Here is a 20,648-nt window from a genome sequence, read left to right as displayed (position 1 = left end):
TAGGCACTCGCTTTTGAAATCTCTTAGTGGTCAGATCCTGGAGCTTCACCGAGCATGTCTCGCAGACCAAATCAGGTGTTGCTTCTACGAATCCCCAATCCCCAATCTCCAATCCCGAATCCCGCTTCACCGAACAGGCATACCCGGCTGCGCGCCATCATCGGCATCCAGCAGCGCCAGTGCGCCGCCGTCGAAGCCGGCCGACAGGATCATGCCTTCGCTGATGCCGAAGCGCATCTTGCGCGGGGCCAGGTTGGCGATGAACACCACGCTGCGGCCGACCAGCGTTTCCGGTTCGCCGTAGCTGCCGCGGATGCCCGAGAAGATCTGGCGCTTGCCCAGCTCGCCGGCATCCAGTTCGAAGCGCAGCAGCTTGTCCGAGCCTTCCACGAATTCGCAGACCAGCACCTTGCCGATGCGCAGGTCGAGCTTGGCGAAATCGTCGATGCCGATGAGGCCGGGATTGGAGATTGGGGATTCGGGATTCGCCGCAGCGGCGGGCTTTGCGTCGGCCTTGGTTGATACCGGCTTGGCGGTTGCAGCGGGTACAGCAGGGGCGGCGAGGGTGTCTTTGGAAGCGTCGGTCATGGCGTCGATCAGTTTGGGGTCGATACGGGTGAACAGGGCGGTGTAGGGCTGGATCGTATGCGTCGTCAGCGGGCGCTCGACGTCTTCCCAGCTGGTCATCGGCGCAGACAGAAACGCTTCGGCTTCGGCGCAGGTGCGCGGCAGGATCGGCTTGAGCGCAGCCACCAGGATGCGGAACAGGTTCAGGCCCTGCGTGCACACCGACTGCAACTGCGCATCGGCGCCGTCCTGCTTGGCAATGACCCACGGCTTGGTGTCGTCGATGTACTTGTTGGCCTCGTCGGCCAACGCCATGGTCTGGCGAATCGCGCTGGCCGCATCGTTGCGTTCGTAGGCCTCGCGAATCGGTGCCAACGCCGCGACGAAACGTTCGTATTGCGCGGCATCGGGCAGCGCCTCGGCCAGCTTGCCGTCGAAGCGCTTGCCGATGAAGCCGGCGCAGCGGCTGGCCAGGTTGACGAACTTGCCGACCAGGTCCGCGTTCACCCGTGCGATGAAATCGCCCAGGTTGAGATCCAGGTCGTCCACCCCGCCGGAGGATTTGGCCGCGAAGTAATAACGCAGCGCTTCCGGCTCCAGGCCGACATCCAGGAACGTCCGCGCCATCACGAAGGTGCCGCGCGACTTGGACATCTTGGCGCCGTCCACGGTGAGATAGCCGTTGACGTGCAGGCGCGTGGGCGCGCGGTGGCCGGTGCCGTGCAGCACCGCCGGCCAGAACAGGCCGTGGAAATTGACGATGTCCTTGCCGATGAAGTGATGCAGCTCGGTCTGCGTGCCGGCCACCAGATGCGATTCGAAGTCTTCGCCCATCTGCGCGCACAGCGTCTTGAAGCTGCACAGATACCCGATCGGCGCATCCAGCCACACGTAGAAATACTTGCCCGGCTGGCCGGGGATCTGGAAGCCGAAATACGGCGCATCGCGCGAGATGTCCCAGGCGCGCAGGCCGCCTTCGGTGTCCAGCCATTCCTTGAGCTTGGCCTTGACGCCGGGCAGTGCCACGTCGCCGGCCAGCCACTCTCGCAGGAAGCCGTCGAAATGGCCCACTTCGAAGAAGAAATGCTCCGAATCGCGCAGCTCCGGCGTGGCGCCGGAAATCACCGACTTGGGCTCTTTCAGCTCGGTCGGCGCATAGGTGGCGCCGCAGACTTCGCAGTTGTCGCCGTACTGGTCGGCGCTGCCGCAATTGGGGCAGATGCCCTTGATGTAGCGGTCCGGCAGGAACATGCCCTTGGCCGGGTCGTAGAACTGCGCCACCGAGCGCCGGCTGATATGGCCGGCGGCCTCGAGCCGGGCGTAGAAGGCCTCGGTCAGCTCGCGATTGACCGGCGAATTGGTCGAATCGTAATGATCGAAGGTCACCCCGAACGCGGCGAAATCGCGCTCATGGCTGGCCTGGACGCTGGCGATGAAGGCTTCCGGGGTCACCCCGGCCTTCTCGGCGGCCAGCATGATCGGCGTGCCATGGGTGTCGTCGGCGCAGACGAACCAGGTCTTGTCGCCGCGCAGGCGGCGCGCGCGCACCCAGATATCGGCCTGGATATAGCCGACCAGATGGCCAAGATGCAGCGGGCCGTTGGCATACGGCAGGGCAGTGGTGACAAGTGCGGTGCGGGTCATGGCAGGCGTAATGCGGGGGACACGCGATTATCGCACTAGTCGGGAATGGAGATTCGGGAATCGGGAGTCGGGAATCGGGAATCGGGAATCGGGAAAGGCAGGATCAGGTCGCCAGTTCTGTTGAGGCGTGAAGCGTTCGGGGAGAAGTTCCTGATTGGGTATGGGGGACGGGCTTCGTTTTGGGCAACCGGTTGCTCATCGACGGAGTGCCTTGAGAGGCGATGGTCGCCTGCCACATCGCGCCGCACAGATCGACGAGCACAAAAAAAGGCGCCCCGAAGGGCGCCCGCTTTTACGATTCCCGATTCCCGGCTACTCACGCACCCAGGTCTGCGTGCGGCCCAGCGCTTCGATGCCGACATAGCCGCGCATCTGCAGCTTCTTGCCGCCTTCGGTCAGGGTGATCTTGGCCTTGTAGGTCTTGCCCTTGGCCGGATCGAGCACCGAGCCGCCGTCCCACACGGCGGTGCCGTCGGCCTTGAGGCCCCACAGGATGGTCATGCCCTTGATCGGCTTGCCCTTGCGCTCGCCCTCGCACTTGTCGCAGAGCGGGTTCGGGCCCTTGGCCGACTGCAGGATCTCGACGACTTTGCCGCTGAGGGTGCCGTTGGCGGCCTGTTCGATCTGCACCACCGACTTGGGCTTGCCGGTTTCATCGTCGATGGTCTTCCAGCGACCGACCGGCGAGTCGGAGGCCTGGGCCAGCAGCGAGGCGGCGGCCAGCGGCAGGGCCACCAGCAGGGTCTTGAAGGTCTTGCGCATATGTCCCCTCCCAGGGATTGCTAGGGCCGCCGTCGGCGGCCTGATCGCGAATGTATACCGTGGAGTATGGTGCGGGAAAGACGCCCTGGAAGATGCGTTCATGCGCGGCCGCTGCAGGGTGAGCACAGCCCCGGCCTTCCGAACCACGCGCGCGCGACTACGGCGGATGCCGCAGCCACGCCAGGTTGCTGCGGCCATCACAGCCTGCTGCACCCGGCAGGTCAGTGGGTCAGCAGACTGATCCGTTTGCGGTTGTCGTCCGGCACCCGGTCGATCAGCTTGTTGTCGGAGTCGAACCCGGCTTCGATGGGCAGGGCGTCGACGGTCAAGGTGAAGCTGGGCGTTGCGCTGGTGATGTGCTGGCGTTGCAGCGCCAGCAGTGGCGCCGTGGCGTTCTTGCCAGAGGGCAGGCCGTAGATCGCCACTTCGATCCAGTCGTCCATCGGCACCGCATGTTCCTTGCCGCGGCCATCTGCCTGCATCTTGGCCGCCTGCGCCTGCACGGTCACATCGAAGCGTCCATCCGGGCGCTTGCGGGCCTGCGCGCTCACCACGCGGTTGTCGTAGAAGGTGATCCTTTCGAACAGGTCGGTGATCATTGCCTGCTGATCGGGGCGTGCCTCGGCACGAATGGCCTGCAGCAGCTCGGCGGAGGTGGTGTAAGGCGGCTGCTGAAATGCCTTGGCCTGCAAAAAACGCTGCAATGCGCGATTGAGCGCCTGCCCGCCGATTTCCTCACGCAGGCGATAGAACACCAGCGAACCCTTGCGGTAGTGGATGTACTGCTGGTTTTCCACCCGATACAACGGCAGCTCATCGATCGTTTCGCCGCTGCGTCCTTCCAGGTAGCGGTCCAGCTCGTACTTGAGGAAGCGGCGCATGTGCGCGCGGCCGTATTCGCGCTCCATTACCATCAGCGCCGAGTACTGCGCCAGTGATTCGGACAGCATCGTGGCGCCTTGCACATTCGCACCGATCACCTGATGCGCCCACCATTGGTGTGCCACTTCATGCGCGGTGACGTAGAACACGTAGTCGATGTCGTTCTTGTCGCGCAGGTCGGCGATGAAACCGATCGATTCGGAATAAGGGATGGTGTTGGCGAACGACTGCGCAAACCCCGCATAACCCGGGAACTCGATGATGCGCACCTGATGGTGCTGGTAAGGGGTGAAATTGGCTTCGTAATAGGTCAGCGACTTCTGCACGCCTTCGATCATGCGTTGCACGTTGTACGGGTGCTTGGGGTCGTAATAGATCTCGATCGGAAGCTTCTTGTAGTAGGCCTCGCGCACCTGCCAGCGCGCCGACAGGTACGCATAGAAGTTGAGCATCGGGCGATCCATCACGTAGCGGAAGCAACGCCTGCCAGCCTGCTGGAACTCCTTCTGCAGATAGCCCGGCGCCAGTGCGATCTGATCCGGGGCAGTGCAGATGGTGCTGGCGAACTGCAGCCAGTCAGCATCGTTGCTGACATACGTGTTGGCGCGGGCAGCCTGGTCTTCCAGCTTGGGCATGCGCGTCGGTTCGCTCAGGCCACGCTTGCGGCGGTCGTTGCGGTCGGTGATCTCGGTTTGCGTGTTGTAGCCGAACCAGGGCAACGACCTGCTGTTGAAGAAAGTGCCGTTGGCGACCAGATCGGTCTGTGCCTGCGCGGCGGTAAGGCCATGCGGGTGCTGGTCCACGCGGAAGCGGAACATGCGCTCCTCGCCAGGTTGCAGCGGGTGCTGCAATCGATAGATGCGGTAGCCGGCCGGAATGTCATGTGTGATCAGCGTCTGCCCGCCCAGATCCACTGTCACCAAGCTACGGTCGCCGCTGCGGCCCTGCATGCCGATGTGCACCTCGCTGATCGGGACGCTGTGGGTATTGCGCACGGTCCAGGTGGCATCGATCACGGCCGACTGCGTTTCCGGATGCAGGTCGATGTGGTTGTCCACGGCGATGATGCGCGGCTGCGGCAGGTCCTTGTACTTACGGTATTCGCGCTCGTAACGTGCTTGCAGGTCCAGCTCTTGTTCCGGCGACAGGAAGCTGTTGTAGACGTTGGTGTTCCAGTACAGCCAGCCGCCGATTGCTGCAAAGCCGAGCAGGCTGATCGCCAGTGCCGCGCCGGTGGGGCCGCGCAGGCGCCGCAGCGCCACGCGCACACGTTGGCGCAGGCCATGGCCGATGCCACGCGGCCAGAACGCCGAGGACAGCAGCAACAAGGCCAGCAGGAACACGCCCCAATACGCCTGGAACCACAGCTGCCCGGGCAGGAAGTGGCCGAAGCCGTTCATGTCCGAATACGGTGCGTTGGGCCAGCTTCCGAAGTTGTACAGGTTCTGCGTGTAGTCGAGCAGCGACAATACCGATTGCCCGATCAACACCAGCATCAATAAGGCGTAGCCGACGAACTTGTTGTTGCTCAACACCTGTAGCACCAGGGCCATGCCACCCATCAGCACATACAGCACCGAGCCGAGCGCCAGGGTCTTGAGATACAGCAATGGCTCGATCGTGGTGTAGCCACGGCCGAGTTGCAGCACGATCGAGGTCAACGCGCCAGCGAACTGGAAGCTGGCGATCACGGCCAGCAAGGCGACGAACTTGCCGAGCAGCGGAACCCAATCCGGCACCGGCATGGCATCGGTGATGCCGTCGATGCGGTTGCCGCGTTCCTTCCACACCAGTTCGCCGGCATAGAACAGCACCACGATGATCAGTAGAAAGCTGTAGCTGTTCTGCAGTGCTTGCAGCATCAGCGAAGTGACCGGCAACACGGCGGTGCCGTAGAGGCGCGCATTGAACAACGCGGTCGGGATGAAGTTGGCCAGGCCCATCATGAGCAGCACCACGAACGGTGCGCTGCGCAGCACGCCGAGCGTATCGAAACGGATCTGGCGCAGCAGCTGCCGGAAGGCGGTGGTGGCCGCGAAGGCGGGCGTCACGGTGAGGCCGGTGGCGATCACGCGCACGCTGGCTGTTTGCGCGCTGGAAGATGCCGCAGGCGTCGTGCCGCGGCGACCACGCGTGTCGCTACGTTCGGTGCGGAACAGTGCGAAGGTCGCAGCGAACAGCAGCCCGCTCATGCCCAGCCACAGCGCGCGATTGGCGAGCAGGTAGCCGGCCAACGGAGGCAACTGCAGGTTGCGTTGTTCGGCCGACCAGTAGCGCAGCGTTTGCGATAGTGCGCGGATGCCGAGTGGGTCGGACAGGGTTGCAACCCAGACGTTGTCCAGATCGGCCAGCAGTGCACGGCTCACGCCATACAGCACGAAAAACACGATGACGCCGATGTAGACCCACAGGATGCTGCGCGTGGTGACCGCCAGCAGCGACAGCAGCGCGGTGGTGAACAGCAGGTTGGGCAGCACCAGCACCAGCAGCGACCACAGGTACGGCAGTAGCGAGACCGGCCCCAGCCGCGCCGGGTCGATCCAGGGCATGAATTGCGCTACGAACATGCCCAGCGCGATCACCAGATACATCACCGTGCCGGCGATCAGCGCCGCGCCGATGCGGCCGCACAGGTAATCGCGGCGACGCACCGGCGTGGAAAACACCAGCTCTGCGGTGCCCAGCTCGAAATCACGCAACAACGCATTGCTGACGAACAGCGCAGCCACCAGCAGGCCGAGCAGACTGAAAATCGCCAGCACGCTGGCGATCACGGTCGGCGCGTTGCGCAGCACATTGCCGATGCCGCCACCGATCTGCACCGCATCGCTGGCCAGCGCGGCAAAGGCCAGCAACGCGTACAGCGCGGCCAGCAGCCACAGGAAGGGCGAGCGCAGTTGTTCGCGCAGTTCGAAGCACAGGAACGCCAGGATCATGGCCGCGCTCCGTCAGGCAGCCAACGCTTGCTTGCGCAGGCGCTGGAAATAGACATCCTCAAGATCGGGGGCGACCTGTTCGAAACCCGGTTCCGGGCAGTCCGCACTGAACACGTGGATCACCGGATGGCCGGCGATCAGGCGCGTGGACAACACGGTGAAGCGTGCTTCGTAGTCGGGCAGGGTGCTCTTGCTGACCTGCTTGCGCCAGACCTGTTGCTTGAGCATGTCGATGGCGTCGGACGGCCGTCCTGTCAGCAACACCTGGCCCTTGTTCATGATGGCCATCGTCGGGCACAGGTCGGTGACGTCTTCGACGATGTGGGTGGACAGGATGACCACCACGTTCTCGCCGATTTCGGCCAGCAGATTCAAAAAGCGGTTGCGCTCTTCCGGATCCAGCCCCGCGGTGGGCTCGTCGACGATGACCAACTGCGGGTTGCCCAACAGCGCCTGCGCAATACCGAAGCGCTGGCGCATGCCGCCGGAGTAGGTGCCTAGCTTGCGCTTGCGCGCATCCCACAGATTGACCTGCTGCAACAGGCGCTCGACCACCTCCTTACGCTGTGCACGGTTGGTCAGCCCTTTCAGCACCGCGAAATGATCGAGCAGGTCCAGCGCGCTGACTTTCGGGTACACGCCGAAATCCTGCGGCAGATAGCCCAGCCGGCGCCGCAACAGGTCTTTTTGCTTGAGTACGTCGATACTGCTGCCGTCGGCGCCGGTCAGCGTCACGCTGCCCGAATCCGGCTCCTGCAGGGTGGCGAGCGTGCGCATCAGCGAGGACTTGCCGGCGCCGTTGGGGCCGAGCAACCCGAACATGCCGCGGGGAATGTCGAGCGTGACACCTTGCAGCGCATGCACGCCATTGGCGTAGGTCTTGGACAACGCGCGGATCTGCAGCATGGACGGTTCCTTTGCCCTGGGTACTGAGGATCTTCACGGTGTTGCCGCATTGCCGCATGCGCCGGAAGTCATGCCACATTGACGCGCAGATGCGGTGGATGTGACCGTACCCTGCAACTGGGCTGCGAGGTCCGCAGGTTCTAACCGACCTCGTACAACTCCAGCGGCAACGCATCCGGGTCGGCGAAGAAGGTGAAGCGGCGGCCGGTGTATTCGTCGATGCGGATGTCCTCGGTGGCCACGCCGTGCGCGTTGAGATGCGCGACCGCGCTGTCCAGATCTACGACGCGAAACGCCAGGTGGCGCAGCCCTTGTGCTTCCGGGCGGCTGGGGCGTGCCGGGGCAGCGGGGAACGAGAACAGCTCGATCTGTCCGCCATCGGGCAGCGCCAGATCCAGCTTCCACGAATCGCGCGCCTGCCGGTAATGCTCGTCGAGCACGCGCAGGCCCAGGATCTCGCAGTAGAACTGTTTGGAGCGCGCGTAGTCGCCAGCGATGATGGCCACATGGTGGATGCCGGCGAGCATCATGCCGCGCTCCGACGCATTGACGTTGAGCAGCCGGGCAGTGCCGGCACGCTTGGCGGCGCCGCGCATGCAGATGGCAGGCGCGTGCCCGCGATGCAGGACGCAGCAGCGTCATCGCACGCAGGGTGCTGTGACATTGGCAGCGTTGTGGGCAAGCCCACAGCAAGCAGGCAGTGCGCGGATGTTTGCGCAGATGGAAGGTAATGGTCTGGCATGTCAGCGGACCAGCAGAAACCAGTCGGCAGCATAACCGCCCGAGCGTTAGCCGCAGGCCCTGTTTCGCCGCTCGCCTGCGCATGGCTGTGCCCGTCTGGGTCCGTTGGGCAGGTTGGCCGATCGACATCGGGCGGAAGTGATGCAGTGCGCCTGACGCAGCGCTTCGCGCGTGCACATCGGGGACCACCGCACGGCTGACTCGCGCACGGCGCCAGCACGGACGCGCAGCGCCAACATCCTCCGCCTGGCAAGCCGATGTCAGGAGTTTGCCGATGGGCTGCACTGTCGACGCCACCGATGCTGGACACCGATGTCGTATCGGTGCGCGTTTGCATTGCGCCGCCGGGGCATCGTCCTTCCATGCCAGGAACTTACCCATGCCCATTCTCGCGTTCCACCCGCCGCATCTCAAATCCATCCCCAAGGGCGTACATGTGATCCAGCACCCGGCCGACACGCTGCCCGGTCGCGATGCGATCGTCGCAGCCTTGCCGCGCACCGCGCAGGACACGCCGCAGTTGCAGTACGACACGGTGTGGATCGGCGGCGGCCACGGCAATGTGGACAACCACGGCGCTCCGACCCAGTTCAACGGCTGCAGCGATGCTGCCGTGTTCCAGCGCTTCATCGCGGATCTGGTCGCCATCGGCATCCGCACGCCGGCGCTGATCGTTGATACCTGTTTTTCGCTGGCCTCGCTGCCGCAGCTGGTCCCGCTGCTCACCGAGCACGGCGTGTTCGCCGGCTGGTCGGGCATCTGCAACAGCAGTCGCATCGAATCGCTGACATCGGGCCGCTTGCCTGCGCTAGTTGAGCAGCCTGAGACCGTGCTGGCCCAGGTGACCGCGGCCGCGTCCAGCCAGGTGGTCTACACCGCACACGACCGGGTGCTGATCCGCTATGCACGGTTGACCGTGAGCGAGGGAGTGATGACTGCCTGCGATATCCGCGATGCCGAGGCAACTCTCGCGCGCGTGGGCAGGGCGACCTGGCAGGACAGGCCGCTGATCGCGGCCGAACAGTGCATCGAGGACCGCGCCGGGTTCATCGAACGCCTGCACCGACTCTGACCGGCACTGCACCGCCGCCCATCCGCGCATCCACCCGACACAAGAGGACTGTCTCCATGACCACCTACACCAACAACGGCACCGGCACGTTCAGCAGTGCCAGCAGCAAGATCCGCAAGCATGTGCTCGACGACTACCTGACGGCGAAGATCGCCAACTATGTCGGCATCGGCCGCACGAAGGTCAACGACGATACAGTGATCCAAGTCCCCGCCGACTATGCCAACAGCGAAGGCGTGATCGTGGGCATGGATCTGGTCAAAGGCCTGCGTGTGGACCTGCAACGCGCCCAGACCCACGACGGCAACACCTACGCGACCTGGCAGGTGCAGTGGGGCACCGGCAGCGACGGCAAAACCGGCGGTGCCTATGCCGGCGTGTTGATGCGCGTGGCGACCGACTTCACGTTCGCCGAGTTTCGCAACGCGATGCGCGAGAGCTTCGGCTATACACCGGGCGCCTACTGCCGGCTCGATCCCTGACCGGCACGGCGAAACGTCCTGCCCCCGCGCTCCCTGCGCGAGATCTCGCGCGAACTGCTGCACGACGTGCGGCCGAAGGTGTGCAGGTTTCGCGCAGCGCCTCATTGGGCGCGCCGCGCAGCATGCGGCACGGCATGATCGAGGCGCCGGCGATCACGCTCGGCGCCAACGTGCAGCATCCCAGGTTCGGCGGCGTGGTCATCGACGACCAAGACAGTGGCGCGCGTGCCCGCGTGTCTAGTTGGACCCGGCACGGTCAAGGGCGCGTCGTACCTACAGGGCAGGCGTGTGCCTGCGATGCAGAGCGCAGCAAGGTCATCGCATGCACGGTGCTGTGGTATTGGAAGGTTCGTAGGCAAACCGGCCGCGCGCAGAGGTTTGCGCAGCTGGCTGGTGATGATGCGGCAGGTCGAGGGCCTGCGGACACCAATTGGCGGCATCGCCGCCTGTCAGTCAGCGAAAGCCCATGGCTCACGGCGCGTCCGCACACGGCTGTGCCCGCCTGCCTGCGCGTGGCAGGATACGGCTTCCCCCCCCGTCCAGATGCGCCCGTGCCCGAATCGCCGCCGACCACCGCACCGCAGTTCCAGCGCAGCATGCAGGTGCGCCATCTGGTGATGCTGTCGCTGGGCGGGGTGATCGGTACCGGGCTGTTTTTCAACACCGGTTACATCATCGCCAGCACCGGCGCGCTGGGCACGGTGATCGCGTATCTGATCGGCGCGCTGGTGGTGTACCTGGTGATGCAATGCCTGGGCGAACTGGCAGTGGCGATGCCGCAGACCGGCGCATTCCATGTGTATGCGGCGCGTTACCTGGGCCCGGCCACCGGCTACGTGGTGGCATGGTTGTACTGGCTGACCTGGACGGTGGCATTGGGATCGAGCCTGACCGCCGCGGCGTTCTGCATGCAGTACTGGTTTCCGCACAGCCCGGCATGGCCGTGGTGCCTGCTGTTCTGCGCGCTGATCTTCGGCTTGAACACGGTGTCGGCACGCTGGTTTGCCGAGGGCGAATTCTGGTTTTCGTTGATCAAGGTGATCACCATCGTGGTGTTCATCGTGCTGGGTGGCGCGGCTGTGATCGGTGTGCTGCCGCTGGCCGACGGTTCGCCTGCACCGGGGCTGCGTCATCTGCGTGCCGACGGCTGGTTTGCGCAGGGCAGCTTGCCGATCCTGATGACGATGGTGGCGGTGAACTTCGCGTTTTCCGGCACTGAATTGATCGGCGTGGCCGCCGGCGAAACCGCGCAGCCTGCACGCGCGATTCCGCTGGCGATCCGCACCACGCTGGTACGGCTGGTGGTGTTGTTCGTGGGTACGGTACTGGTGCTGGCCGCCTTGCTGCCGGCCGGGCAGGCAGCGGTGGAAAAAAGCCCGTTCGTGCGCGCATTCGAATTGCTGGGCATTCCGTATGCGGCGGATATCTTGAATGCGGTGATCCTCACCGCGATCCTGTCGGCGGCCAATTCCGGCCTGTATGCAGCCGCGCGCATGCTGTGGTCGCTGGCCAACGAGGGCACCCTTCCGGCGGGCCTGGCGCGTCTGACCCGCCGCGGCATCCCCTTGCGCGCGGTGTCGCTGAGCATGCTGGGCGGCTTGCTGGCGCTGCTCACCGGCGTGTATGCGGCCGACACCGTGTTCGTGGCGATTTCGGCGGTCTCCGGCTTTGCGGTGGTGGTGGTCTGGCTGAGCATCTGCGCTGCGCATTACCGGTTTCGCCGCCAGCTGCTGCGCGATGGGCGCGCGCTGGAGACACTGGCGTACCGGGCGCCGTGGTATCCGTGGACGCCGATTCTGGGCTTTTTGCTGTGTCTGCTGGCCTGCCTCGGGCTGGCGTTCGATCCGCAGCAGCGCATCGCGCTGTACTGCGGCATTCCCTTTGTCGCGCTGTGTTATGGCGCCTACGCATTCACCCAATGGCTTGCGGCCCGGAGACTGCACCCATGACGATTCTTCCCCGCCAGCCGCGCGCCGATGCGCCTTTCAGCCAGGTCTTGCAGCACGACGGAGTCGTCCTGCTGGATGGCGCCCTGGCCACCGAACTGGAAAAGCGCGGCTGCGATCTCAACGATGCGCTGTGGTCGGCGCGCGTGCTGATGGAGCAGCCGGAGCTGATCTACCAGGTGCACCGCGATTATTTTGCTGCCGGCGCGCAGTGCGCCATCACTGCCAGTTACCAGGCCACGCCGTTGGGTTTTGCCGCGCGCGGCCTGGACCTGGCGCAGTCGCAGGCCCTGATCGCGCGCAGCGTGGCGCTGGCCGCACAGGCGCGCGCCGATCATCTGCAGGCGCAACCGCAGGACGCGCCGTTATGGGTGGCAGGGTCGGTCGGCCCGTACGGTGCCTATCTGGCCGATGGCTCGGAATATCGCGGCGACTACGTGCTGCCGCTGGCCCAAATGATGGACTTCCACCGTCCGCGCATCGCCGCGCTGGCCGCGGCCGGGGTGGACGTGCTGGCCTGCGAGACCCTGCCTTCGGCCAGCGAGATCGACGCCTTACGCCGGGTGCTGGAAGAATTTCCGCAGCTGCATGCATGGTTCTCGTTCACCCTGCGCGACGCAGCGCATCTGAGCGATGGCACGCCGTTGGCGCAGGTGGTGCCGGCATTGGATGCCAGCCCGCAGGTGGTGGCGGTGGGGATCAACTGCATTGCGCTGGACCAGGTCACGGCAGCGTTGCAGAGCCTGGCGGCGCTGACCACGCTGCCGTTGGTGGTCTACCCCAACTCCGGCGAACACTACGACGCCAGCGACAAGCGCTGGCACGCTGGCGATGCGCCGGCGTGCAGCCTGGCCGACCAGCACACGCAGTGGCTGGCCGCCGGTGCGCGCCTGATCGGCGGCTGTTGCCGCACCACGCCGCGCGACATCGCTACGCTGGCCGCGGCGCGGGCGACCGCCCGGGGCTGACGATGGTCACGGCGGCGGTGTGCCGTGGCCGCCGCCGCGGTGATCTGGCAGGCGTGTCGCGTTTGCCGGCGTGCGATGGCACGCCCTTTCCGGGGCGCGCGCGACGGGACTGTGCCGCGCGTGTCTGCCTCAGCCCTTCTGGGTGGCGATCCAGCGCTGGATCTTCTCCTGCAGGATCTCCAGCGGCACCGAGCCGTCCTTGAGCACTTCGGTGTGGAAGGCGCGCACGTCGAAGCGCGGCCCCAGCTCGCGTTGGGCCTGTTCGCGCAGCTGCGCGATCTTCATCTCGCCCACCTTGTAGGCCAGCGCCTGGCCGGGGATGGCCATGTAGCGATCGACCTCGGCTTCGGCATCGGTGCGGCTCATCGCAGAGTTGTCCAGCATGTAGTCGATGGCCTGCGTGCGGGTCCAGCCCTTGCTGTGCAGGCCGGTATCGGCGACCAGCCGGATCGAGCGCCAGAGCGCGTTCTGCAGGTAGCCGTAATAGTTGTACGGGTCCTGATACAGCCCCAGCTCGCGGCCCAGCGATTCGGCGTACAGCCCCCAGCCTTCGATGTACGCGGTCTCACCGCCCAGGCGGCGGAACTTGGGCAGGTCGGTCAGTTGCTGCTGCAGGCCCAGCTGGTAGTGATGGCCGGGGATCGCCTCGTGCAGGTACAGGCTCTCCGCTTCCCAGGTCTTGCGCGAGGGCAGGTCGGAGGTGTTGACGTAGAAGATGCCCGGCGTGCTGCCCGCGCTGCCGTTGGCACTGGGGCGCATGTACGAGCCGCTGGCCGCCGACTGCGCACGCTGCGGTTCCACCGCCCGCACTTCCAGCTCCGGCATGCCCTGGACAGTGAACAGGCGCGGCACCGCGCCCTGCACGCGCCCCTGCAGGCCCCGGTAATACCCCAGCAGCTCGGTCTCGCTGCGGAAGCTGAAGCGCCTGTCGGTCTGCATGAACTTGTAGAACTTGGGCAGGTTGCCGCGGAACTTGACCTGCTTGGCCAGCGCCTGGATCTCGCCCTGCAGGCGCGCCACCTCGTCCAGCCCGATCTGGTGAATCTGCTCCGGGCTCAGCTCCGAAGTGGTGCTCTGGCGCACGTCGTAGGCGTACCAGGCCGCGCCGTTGGGCAGCGCCGCCAGGCCGTCGGTGTCGCGACAGGCCGGCAGGTATTCGGTGGCGATGAAGCCGCGCAGCGCGCGGTAGGCCGGCAGGATGCGCACCTCGATCAGCCGCTTGTATTCGGCGGTGAGGCGCTGCTTGTCGGCTTCGGGCATGTCGGCCGGCAGGTTGCGGATCGGCCCCCAGAACAGGCTGTCTTCGGCACTGCGCGCAATGATCGCATCCAGCTGCGGCAGCACTTTCTGCATCAGCACCTTGGGCTGCACCACCCCGGCCTGCATGCCGGCGCGCATGTTGGTGATGGCCTGGTCGAACAGGTCCGGGATGCCCAGCGCACGCCGCGACCAGTTGTCGTAATCCTTGACCGTCTTGAACGGCTGCGCGCCGGTGCCCGAGCCCAGCACCACGGCGATGCTGGCGATGTTGTAGAACTGGTTGATCGGCAGCATCCAGCTGGGGAACTGCTCGGCGGCCAGCGCACTGCGCGCATCGCGCACGAAGATCTGATAGCTCAGCAGGTCCTGGCCGCTCAGACCGTCCGGCCCAAGCGCCTCGGCCTTGCCCAGCCACAGCACGGTGAAATCGTGCGACTGCTGACGGAATGCCGGCGACAGGAAGTTGGGCAACTGGTCGTTGTAGCGGCTCTCGCCCTGGAAGGTGGCCTGCAGCGGGTTGAGCTTGAGCGAGGCGTCCCAGTACTGGTCGTAGAGCAGGTTGAGTTGCTGGGCCTTGGTCAGCACCACCGGGGCGACGACGGGCCGCGGGCGCGCCTTGGCTGCCTTGCTGCCCTTGGCGGTCCTGGAGCCCTTGGCCGCGGGTTTGGTGGTCTTCTTGGCTTTGCCCGCCTTCGCGCGCGTCTGCGTGGTCTGTGCCTTGGCGGTCTTCTTTTTGGCCGCATCGGCGGGCGCTGCCACTGGCAGGCTCAACACGGCGGCGAGGGCCAGCGACAGCAGGCGGGAAAAGCTGAGGGGCATTACCGGCTCCGGAAACAAGCGAGCGGGGAGCTTGCCCGATCCGCACGGTTACGGCCACCCATCGCGGTCATACCGCCTATCGGCAATTCATGCGGCGCACTGGCTGGACGCGGTTCCGCTTCGGATGATGCAGCGCGGCAATCGGCGGATGCCTTGCAGCGCCAGGGAAGCGCGCCACCCGGCAAGCCTTGCCGCTCAATCGGCCGCGGCTTCCTGGCGCAACTGTTCGGCCCGCTCGGCACCCAGGTAGGCGCCGATGCCGCGGCGCGCCAGATACAGCAGCGGGATCAGCAGGACGGCAAAGCCCATCTTGTACACATAGTTGAGCGTGCTCACCGCGAGGAACTGATCCATCGACCAGTGCTGGGGCCCGAGCACGAAGGCAATGTAGATCACCACGAAGCTGTCCACCAGCTGCGACACCGCAGTGGAGCCGGTGGCGCGCAGCCACACGTGCCGTTCGCCGGTGAGCTTGCGGATGCGATGGAACACCGACACGTCGATCAACTGGCCGACCAGGAACGCCACCAGCGAGCCGCCGATGGTCCACAGCCCTTGCCCGAACACCGCCGCAAAGGCGGCCTGATAGTCCGGCACGCCCTGGCTCTGCGCCGCGGTCACCCACCACCCGGCCGGCGCCAGTGCGATGGCCGCAAAGGCGAACACGAAGCCGTAGCCGATCAACGCCACCGCCACCCACGAGATGAAACGCACCCCGCGGCTGCCGAAGAACTCGTTGATGGTGTCGGTCATGATGAACACCACCGGCCACAACAAGGTGCCGGCGGTGAAGCTCAGCGAGCCGCGTTGACCGAACAGGTTCCAGTTCAACGGCGCGATGCCCAGGGTGTCTTCCAGCGCGAAGATCTTGACGCCGATGAACTCGGCCAGTGCCGCGTTGACGCAGAAGAACGCGGCCAGCGCAATGAACAGGCGTACCGCACGATCGTCGAGGGTACGCATGTGTGTCATGGTCTCAGCGGTCCGCAGTACGGGTGAAGGGCACCGATTCCGGCGCCACTGCGCCGCCGGAGATGATGAAGCTCATCGCCTGATCCACGCTCCAGTCGGTGGGCGTGAGTAATTCCACCGGCACGATTTCCAGATAGCCGGAGGTCGGGTTGGGCGTGGTCGGCACATACACCGCCGCCAGCTCGCGGCCGGTGCCCTGTTCCTTGATGACGCGGGTGACCAGGCCGACCGACTTCATGTCGCGATGCGGGAAGTCGATCAGCACCACGCGCTGGGTACTGCCGGGCTGGGTCTGCAGGATGTCGAGCAACTTGCGCGCGCTGTCGTAGACCACGCTGGCCAGCGGGATGCGCCGCATGATCGCCTCGAACCAGCGCAGCAGGCGCTGGCCGATCACGCGTCTACTCAGGATGCCGACAAACAGGATCGCCGCCACGGTAGCGATCAGGGCAATGGTGTTCTGCACCCAGAGCGCCTTGATCCAGCCCAGGTTATCCGGGAACGAGGCGGCGATACGCTCGGACAGCGGCACCACCCACGGGCTGCTGATGCCCGAGAGCAGCGCGAACACGAACTTCACCACCACCCAGGTCAGCCAGACCGGCAGCAAGGTCAGCAACCCGGTGAGAAACACGCGTTGCAGGGAAGGGCGGGAATGCGGAGTGGGAGATTCGGACATCTGCATAGTGTAGGCATTCGGCCGCGTCCGGTGGAGGTGGTGCCGGGATTGGGGAGTGGGCATTCGGGATTGGTAAACGCGCTCACTCACTGTTGGACTGCCGCGATCGGTAATTGCTGTGGCAACTGCAACTGCTGGGCAGAGGCAGGGGCAGTTGCAGTGTCAGTGGCGCCGGCAAGGCAAGGGCAAAGGCAAAGGCCGCTCCCTTCTCCCGCCGGGAGAAGGTGGCGCGTAGCGCCGGATGAGGGCACGACCGCCACTGATGTCCGCAACCCGGCCTTCCCAACTCCGCTGCCTGAAAACCGGCAGGCTGTCGCCAGCGTCCGCCGTCCTTGCCCGGACATTGCGCGTGCGTGTCGTTCAATCGGTTGCCGCTGCTTTTGCCTGCTGAAAGAACGCAATGCCGATACGTGGACGCGTCTTCGTCTACCCGTCGCGGTGCTGCGCCGATGGCACTAAGATGCGCAGCTTCCCAGGGATGGATGTGCAGATGCTTGCCAAGTTCCTCAAGACCGCCTTGCTCGGTGTTTGCATCCTGCTTGCGGTAGTGGCGGCGCTGTATGCCGTCTCCCAACGTTGGCCCATTCCCGATGCACAGCGGCAGGCGCTGGCGCAGCTGCGTCAACCGCTGCCGCCGTTGCGTGGGGCCAATATGTTCGCGGCGCTCTGGTCGCTGTCCTACGCGGTTCCGGAAGCGCAGCGAGAGACCGTGCTGGCCCGGGACGTGGAACGCCTGAATCGGCTGCCGCGGCAGGCGCAGTTTCGCAGTGCCGTCGCGGACTATCCGCGCCTGCCAAGCTGGCCAGCCACCGCGCCAGCCCTGTGCAGTGCCAGCGCAGGCGGATGTTTACAGCAGGTGCGCGAACAACCGCAGGCCTATGCCGATGCGCTGGCCGCACAAGCGCCGATGCTGAGCAGGATGCGGGCATTGGCCAACTACACCGACTACCGCAGCCCGTTCCCGCCACGCGCCGATATGACCTTGCCCGAGCTGCCGCGGATGCCGCTGTCGATGACCGCCAGCGCACTGGATTTCGTCCAGGGGCGTACCACCCAGGCCTTGAGCGATGTCTGCACCAGCGCGCAGGTTGCCCGGGTGCTGCTGCGTAGCAGCGACAACCTGGCGGTCACGATGATCGGCGCGGCGATGCTGCGCGGTAACGCGCAGCTGTTTGCGGACATGCTGGCCGAGCTGCCTGCGCAGGCGCCGTTGCCCGCGCAGTGCGCCGCGGCGTTCGCACCGGCGGCGATGGAAGAGATTTCGCTGTGCAATGCGCTGCACGGCGAATCGCGCTTGGTGTTTTCGATGCTGCAGGACGCGTCCGTCCAGGATGGCGATCGCGACTGGCTGGATCGCATCTCACCACGGCTACTGGACCGCGAGCGCACCCAGGCGCTGCTGGCACCGACCTTTACTTGGGCCTGCAGCGCCCCGGTGCGGGCATTGCTGGCGCAGGATCAGGCGCTGCCGCCCGGCATGGTGGCAACGCCCGACACGGCCACGGTGGCCTGCGTGGCCAATGCCACCGGCTGTCTGTTGGTCAGCGCGGCGCGTCCGGACTATGCCAATTATCAGCACAAGCTGCAGGACACTGCCGCGGCAGTCCATACGGTGGCAGCCCTGCTGTGGTTGCGCGATCGCCCGGCCGATACACGGCCGCTTGCGCAGCGACTTGCCGAGCTGCCGCCTGCGCTGCGCGGACAGATGCGCCCGCTGCAGGCCGGCGGCGACGGCAAACATCTGACTATCGCTCGGTATGCCAGACGTGAGGACGGTGCCGGAGACGATCGCTGGCCACTGCCGGCCAGCCGGCTTGCCGAGCGCGCGAGCACTACGATCCAGTAGTGTCGCGACGCGTCAGTGGCGTGGTGCATCCTTCAGGTCGCTAGTGGAGCCTGTGAGGCCACGACCTGGTCCGTCAGCAGCGCCTCTGGAACTTCATGGCCGCGCCGGTGCGATCAGCACGGGATTGCGAGGCATGCGCGCCGCAGTCGTGGCACCCCACTGCAGTCAGCTGCGCTGAAAAGCAACATGCCGCGTCCCTGACAGGACGCGGCATGTCGATGTGTCGCTGTGCAGACGCGCAGCAATGACGCACACCGCATCGGTGTGCGCAGGCGTACCGCCGCGTGCTTAGAACCGGAAGTTCAACCAGCCCATCACGAAGGTCGAATCGCCATAACCGGCTCTTTCCAGCGCGGGGCCGGCCATCAGGTGCTCGGCGCGGAAGGTTACCGACCAGTTCGGGTCGATGTTCCAGGTGGCATTGACGCGCGGCATGGTGCCGATGCGGCGCTCGCCCGTGTTCTGCGTGCGTGCATAGGCGCGTGCCTGGTTGTTGTAGATCGCATCGCTGGTGGTCTGGCGCCACAGGGTTTCCCATTCCAGATTCACGGTGAGCTTGGAGGTGGGCGAGAAGGTGAAGGTCGGCGCAGCGGTGACCAGATTCACCGGACCGAAGAAGGTGGCCCAGCTGAAGTAGATCGTGTTGCCGTACAGGAAGTTGTTGTTGCGCAGCGTGCCGGTACCGGAGGTGCCGCCACCGCCGGAGGCGATTTCGCTATGGAACCCCAGGCGCGGCTTCCAGCCGGTTTCGCTCAGCGACCAGGCGTTGGAGGTGCTGGCCATGTAGGCACGCAGGTCGCGTCCGCCAAAGCTGCCGCGCTGCACGGTCACGAACGAGTCGGTGCGCAGCTTGCCCACGTTGCCCCACAGGCGCAGGCCGTAGTAATTGCGGTGCTCTTCGGCGGTCTGCCGGCCCCACACCTGATTGTCGTTGCGGAACTGATAGAAGAACGGTTCCAGGTACATGGGCTTGGCGGTCGGCAGGCGGTAGCCACCGACCACACCGCGGAAGTGCCGCGAGCGGTCGATACGGTCGTCGCCCAGGCCTTCGGTGCCATCCAGGTTGAAATTGAAGTCGAATACGTCGACACGCGTTTTTTCGCCGATCGCCCAGGCGCGCGCACCGTTGAAGGTGACGAAGATGTCGGTATTGTCGCGCAGCGCCATCAAGGTGGTGGGGCCATCGACGAAGACCTGACGGCCTACCCGCAAACCGGTGTCGGCGCTGCCGATGCGGCCTTTCACGTCGAAGAACACCTGCTGCAGGATGGCGTTGTTCTCCTGCGTGCCGGTCTTGGCGCCTTCGTTGCGCCCATCCAGGCTGCCGTGCGCCAGTTCCGTGTACAGACGGAAGTGTTCGCCCACGTGCAGGTCCGCGCCGAAGAACGCGCGCAGCAGATACTGCTGTTGCGAGTGGCTACCGGGAATCAGCCCCGGGTTGGTGATGGTGTTGCTGCGCACGCGCAGCTCGTTGCTGAGCGAAACGTAGACATCGCCGTCTTCGCTGAGCGGGATGTACTTGAGCGGATCGAACGGGCTCTTGCGCTTGGACGTGTCTTTCAAATACGACCAGTCTTCGGCCCAGCGCACCTGCCACATGTTGCCGCCCTGCTTGGCGCCCCAGCCCTGGGCTTCCTGCGGATAGCCCTTTGCGGTGGCCGGCGCGGTGGTCACCGGCGCCTTGGCCGGCTCTGCAACGGCCTGCTCGGCGTTGGCCGGTGCCGGCTGCACCTGCGCCAGCGCCAGGCCCGGCAACGCCAACCCGATCGCAAGGCACAGGCGCCGTGTGGCACCAAAGGAAGTATCAGCCATGGCCGGCTGCGCCAAGCGTGTCAATTGCATCGTCTTGCCCCATCGAAAAATGAAAACCCCTGAGCGAAGCTTATCGGCACGGGGGGCGTTGACTGTAGTAAAGCCGTGCCGGAAACGCAGTAACCCAAAGGTTCTAAGCTCATGAACGCACTGGGGTTTGCGCAGGCGGGCGCGACAGGGGCGGGAATCGGGAATCGGGAATCGCAAATCGCAAATCGCAAATCGCAAATCGCAAAGGCGGATTCCAACTTGGCGTGTTGGTATCGGTGCTTTTCCGATTCCCAATTCCCCATTCTCCATTCCCATGACTACCGGCACATTCACTATAGCTAGGTTCTACATAGCATCACCTTC

At 65.2% G+C, this 20,648-nt stretch carries 14 protein-coding genes; 5 read left to right on the top strand and 9 right to left on the bottom strand.

Annotation, left to right across the window (positions count from 1 at the left end; genetic code table 11):
- Window positions 1-126: 126 nt before the first annotated feature.
- The 5 genes from metG to XnspCFBP7698_RS09625 all read right to left on the bottom strand — a co-directional run bounded on the left by metG (window position 127) and on the right by XnspCFBP7698_RS09625 (window position 8,227).
- The gene (gene metG / locus XnspCFBP7698_RS09645) at window positions 127-2,211 is read right to left on the bottom strand and encodes a methionine--tRNA ligase (protein ID WP_104581585.1); all 2,085 of its coding nucleotides are present in this window, start codon (window positions 2,209-2,211) and stop codon (window positions 127-129) included.
- A gap of 312 nt (window positions 2,212-2,523) precedes the next feature.
- The gene (locus XnspCFBP7698_RS09640; protein WP_047693663.1) at window positions 2,524-2,973 is read right to left on the bottom strand and encodes a DUF2147 domain-containing protein; all 450 of its coding nucleotides are present in this window, start codon (window positions 2,971-2,973) and stop codon (window positions 2,524-2,526) included.
- Window positions 2,974-3,194: 221 nt separating this feature from the next.
- On the bottom strand, window positions 3,195-6,791 hold the full coding sequence (locus XnspCFBP7698_RS09635; protein WP_104581586.1) for an ABC transporter permease subunit: 3,597 nt from the start codon (window positions 6,789-6,791) through the stop codon (window positions 3,195-3,197).
- 12 nt (window positions 6,792-6,803) lie between these two features.
- Window positions 6,804-7,697 carry an ABC transporter ATP-binding protein gene (locus tag XnspCFBP7698_RS09630; protein WP_047693660.1) on the bottom strand — a complete coding sequence of 298 codons (894 nt, stop codon included), beginning with the start codon at window positions 7,695-7,697 and terminating at the stop codon, window positions 6,804-6,806.
- A 140-nt stretch (window positions 7,698-7,837) separates the two neighbouring features.
- Window positions 7,838-8,227, bottom strand: coding sequence for a VOC family protein (locus XnspCFBP7698_RS09625; RefSeq protein WP_104581610.1), 390 nt, complete (start codon window positions 8,225-8,227; stop codon window positions 7,838-7,840).
- Between the two features lie 590 nt (window positions 8,228-8,817).
- Here XnspCFBP7698_RS09625 and XnspCFBP7698_RS09620 point away from each other — a divergent pair.
- From XnspCFBP7698_RS09620 to mmuM, 4 genes are all read left to right on the top strand, one after another.
- Window positions 8,818-9,510, top strand: coding sequence for a hypothetical protein (locus XnspCFBP7698_RS09620; protein ID WP_104581587.1), 693 nt, complete (start codon window positions 8,818-8,820; stop codon window positions 9,508-9,510).
- Window positions 9,511-9,566: 56 nt separating this feature from the next.
- Window positions 9,567-9,992, top strand: coding sequence for a hypothetical protein (locus XnspCFBP7698_RS09615; protein ID WP_104581588.1), 426 nt, complete (start codon window positions 9,567-9,569; stop codon window positions 9,990-9,992).
- Window positions 9,993-10,543: 551 nt separating this feature from the next.
- Window positions 10,544-11,941, top strand: a complete 1,398-nt coding sequence (mmuP, locus tag XnspCFBP7698_RS09605; protein ID WP_104581611.1) for an S-methylmethionine permease — start codon at window positions 10,544-10,546, stop codon at window positions 11,939-11,941.
- Entirely contained in the window at window positions 11,938-12,906 is a 969-nt protein-coding gene (mmuM, locus tag XnspCFBP7698_RS09600; RefSeq protein ID WP_104581589.1) for a homocysteine S-methyltransferase, read from the top strand. The genes mmuP and mmuM overlap by 4 nt, the downstream gene beginning before the upstream one ends.
- Before the next feature lie 129 nt (window positions 12,907-13,035).
- Here mmuM and XnspCFBP7698_RS09595 read toward each other — a convergent pair whose 3' ends face one another.
- The 3 genes from XnspCFBP7698_RS09595 to XnspCFBP7698_RS09585 form a co-directional block, all read right to left on the bottom strand.
- Window positions 13,036-14,985, bottom strand: a complete 1,950-nt coding sequence (locus tag XnspCFBP7698_RS09595) for a DUF885 family protein (RefSeq protein ID WP_039564068.1) — start codon at window positions 14,983-14,985, stop codon at window positions 13,036-13,038.
- A 195-nt stretch (window positions 14,986-15,180) separates the two neighbouring features.
- Entirely contained in the window at window positions 15,181-15,957 is a 777-nt protein-coding gene (locus tag XnspCFBP7698_RS09590) for a queuosine precursor transporter (RefSeq protein ID WP_104581590.1), read from the bottom strand.
- A gap of 4 nt (window positions 15,958-15,961) precedes the next feature.
- Window positions 15,962-16,636, bottom strand: coding sequence for a DUF502 domain-containing protein (locus XnspCFBP7698_RS09585; RefSeq protein WP_039409647.1), 675 nt, complete (start codon window positions 16,634-16,636; stop codon window positions 15,962-15,964).
- A 478-nt stretch (window positions 16,637-17,114) separates the two neighbouring features.
- Here XnspCFBP7698_RS09585 and XnspCFBP7698_RS09580 point away from each other — a divergent pair, with 478 nt between their 5' ends.
- Complete coding sequence (locus XnspCFBP7698_RS09580; RefSeq protein WP_104581591.1) at window positions 17,115-18,482, top strand: hypothetical protein; 1,368 nt, start codon at window positions 17,115-17,117, stop codon at window positions 18,480-18,482.
- A gap of 288 nt (window positions 18,483-18,770) precedes the next feature.
- Here XnspCFBP7698_RS09580 and XnspCFBP7698_RS09575 read toward each other — a convergent pair whose 3' ends face one another.
- Window positions 18,771-20,324 carry an alginate export family protein gene (locus XnspCFBP7698_RS09575; RefSeq protein WP_199680129.1) on the bottom strand — a complete coding sequence of 518 codons (1,554 nt, stop codon included), beginning with the start codon at window positions 20,322-20,324 and terminating at the stop codon, window positions 18,771-18,773.
- Window positions 20,325-20,648: the final 324 nt, after the last annotated feature.

It is taken from the genome of Xanthomonas sp. CFBP 7698, assembly GCF_003600855.1.
GTDB classification, from domain to species: Bacteria; Pseudomonadota; Gammaproteobacteria; order Xanthomonadales; family Xanthomonadaceae; genus Xanthomonas; species Xanthomonas cannabis.
This window is presented reverse-complemented; position numbering and strand designations above follow the sequence as displayed.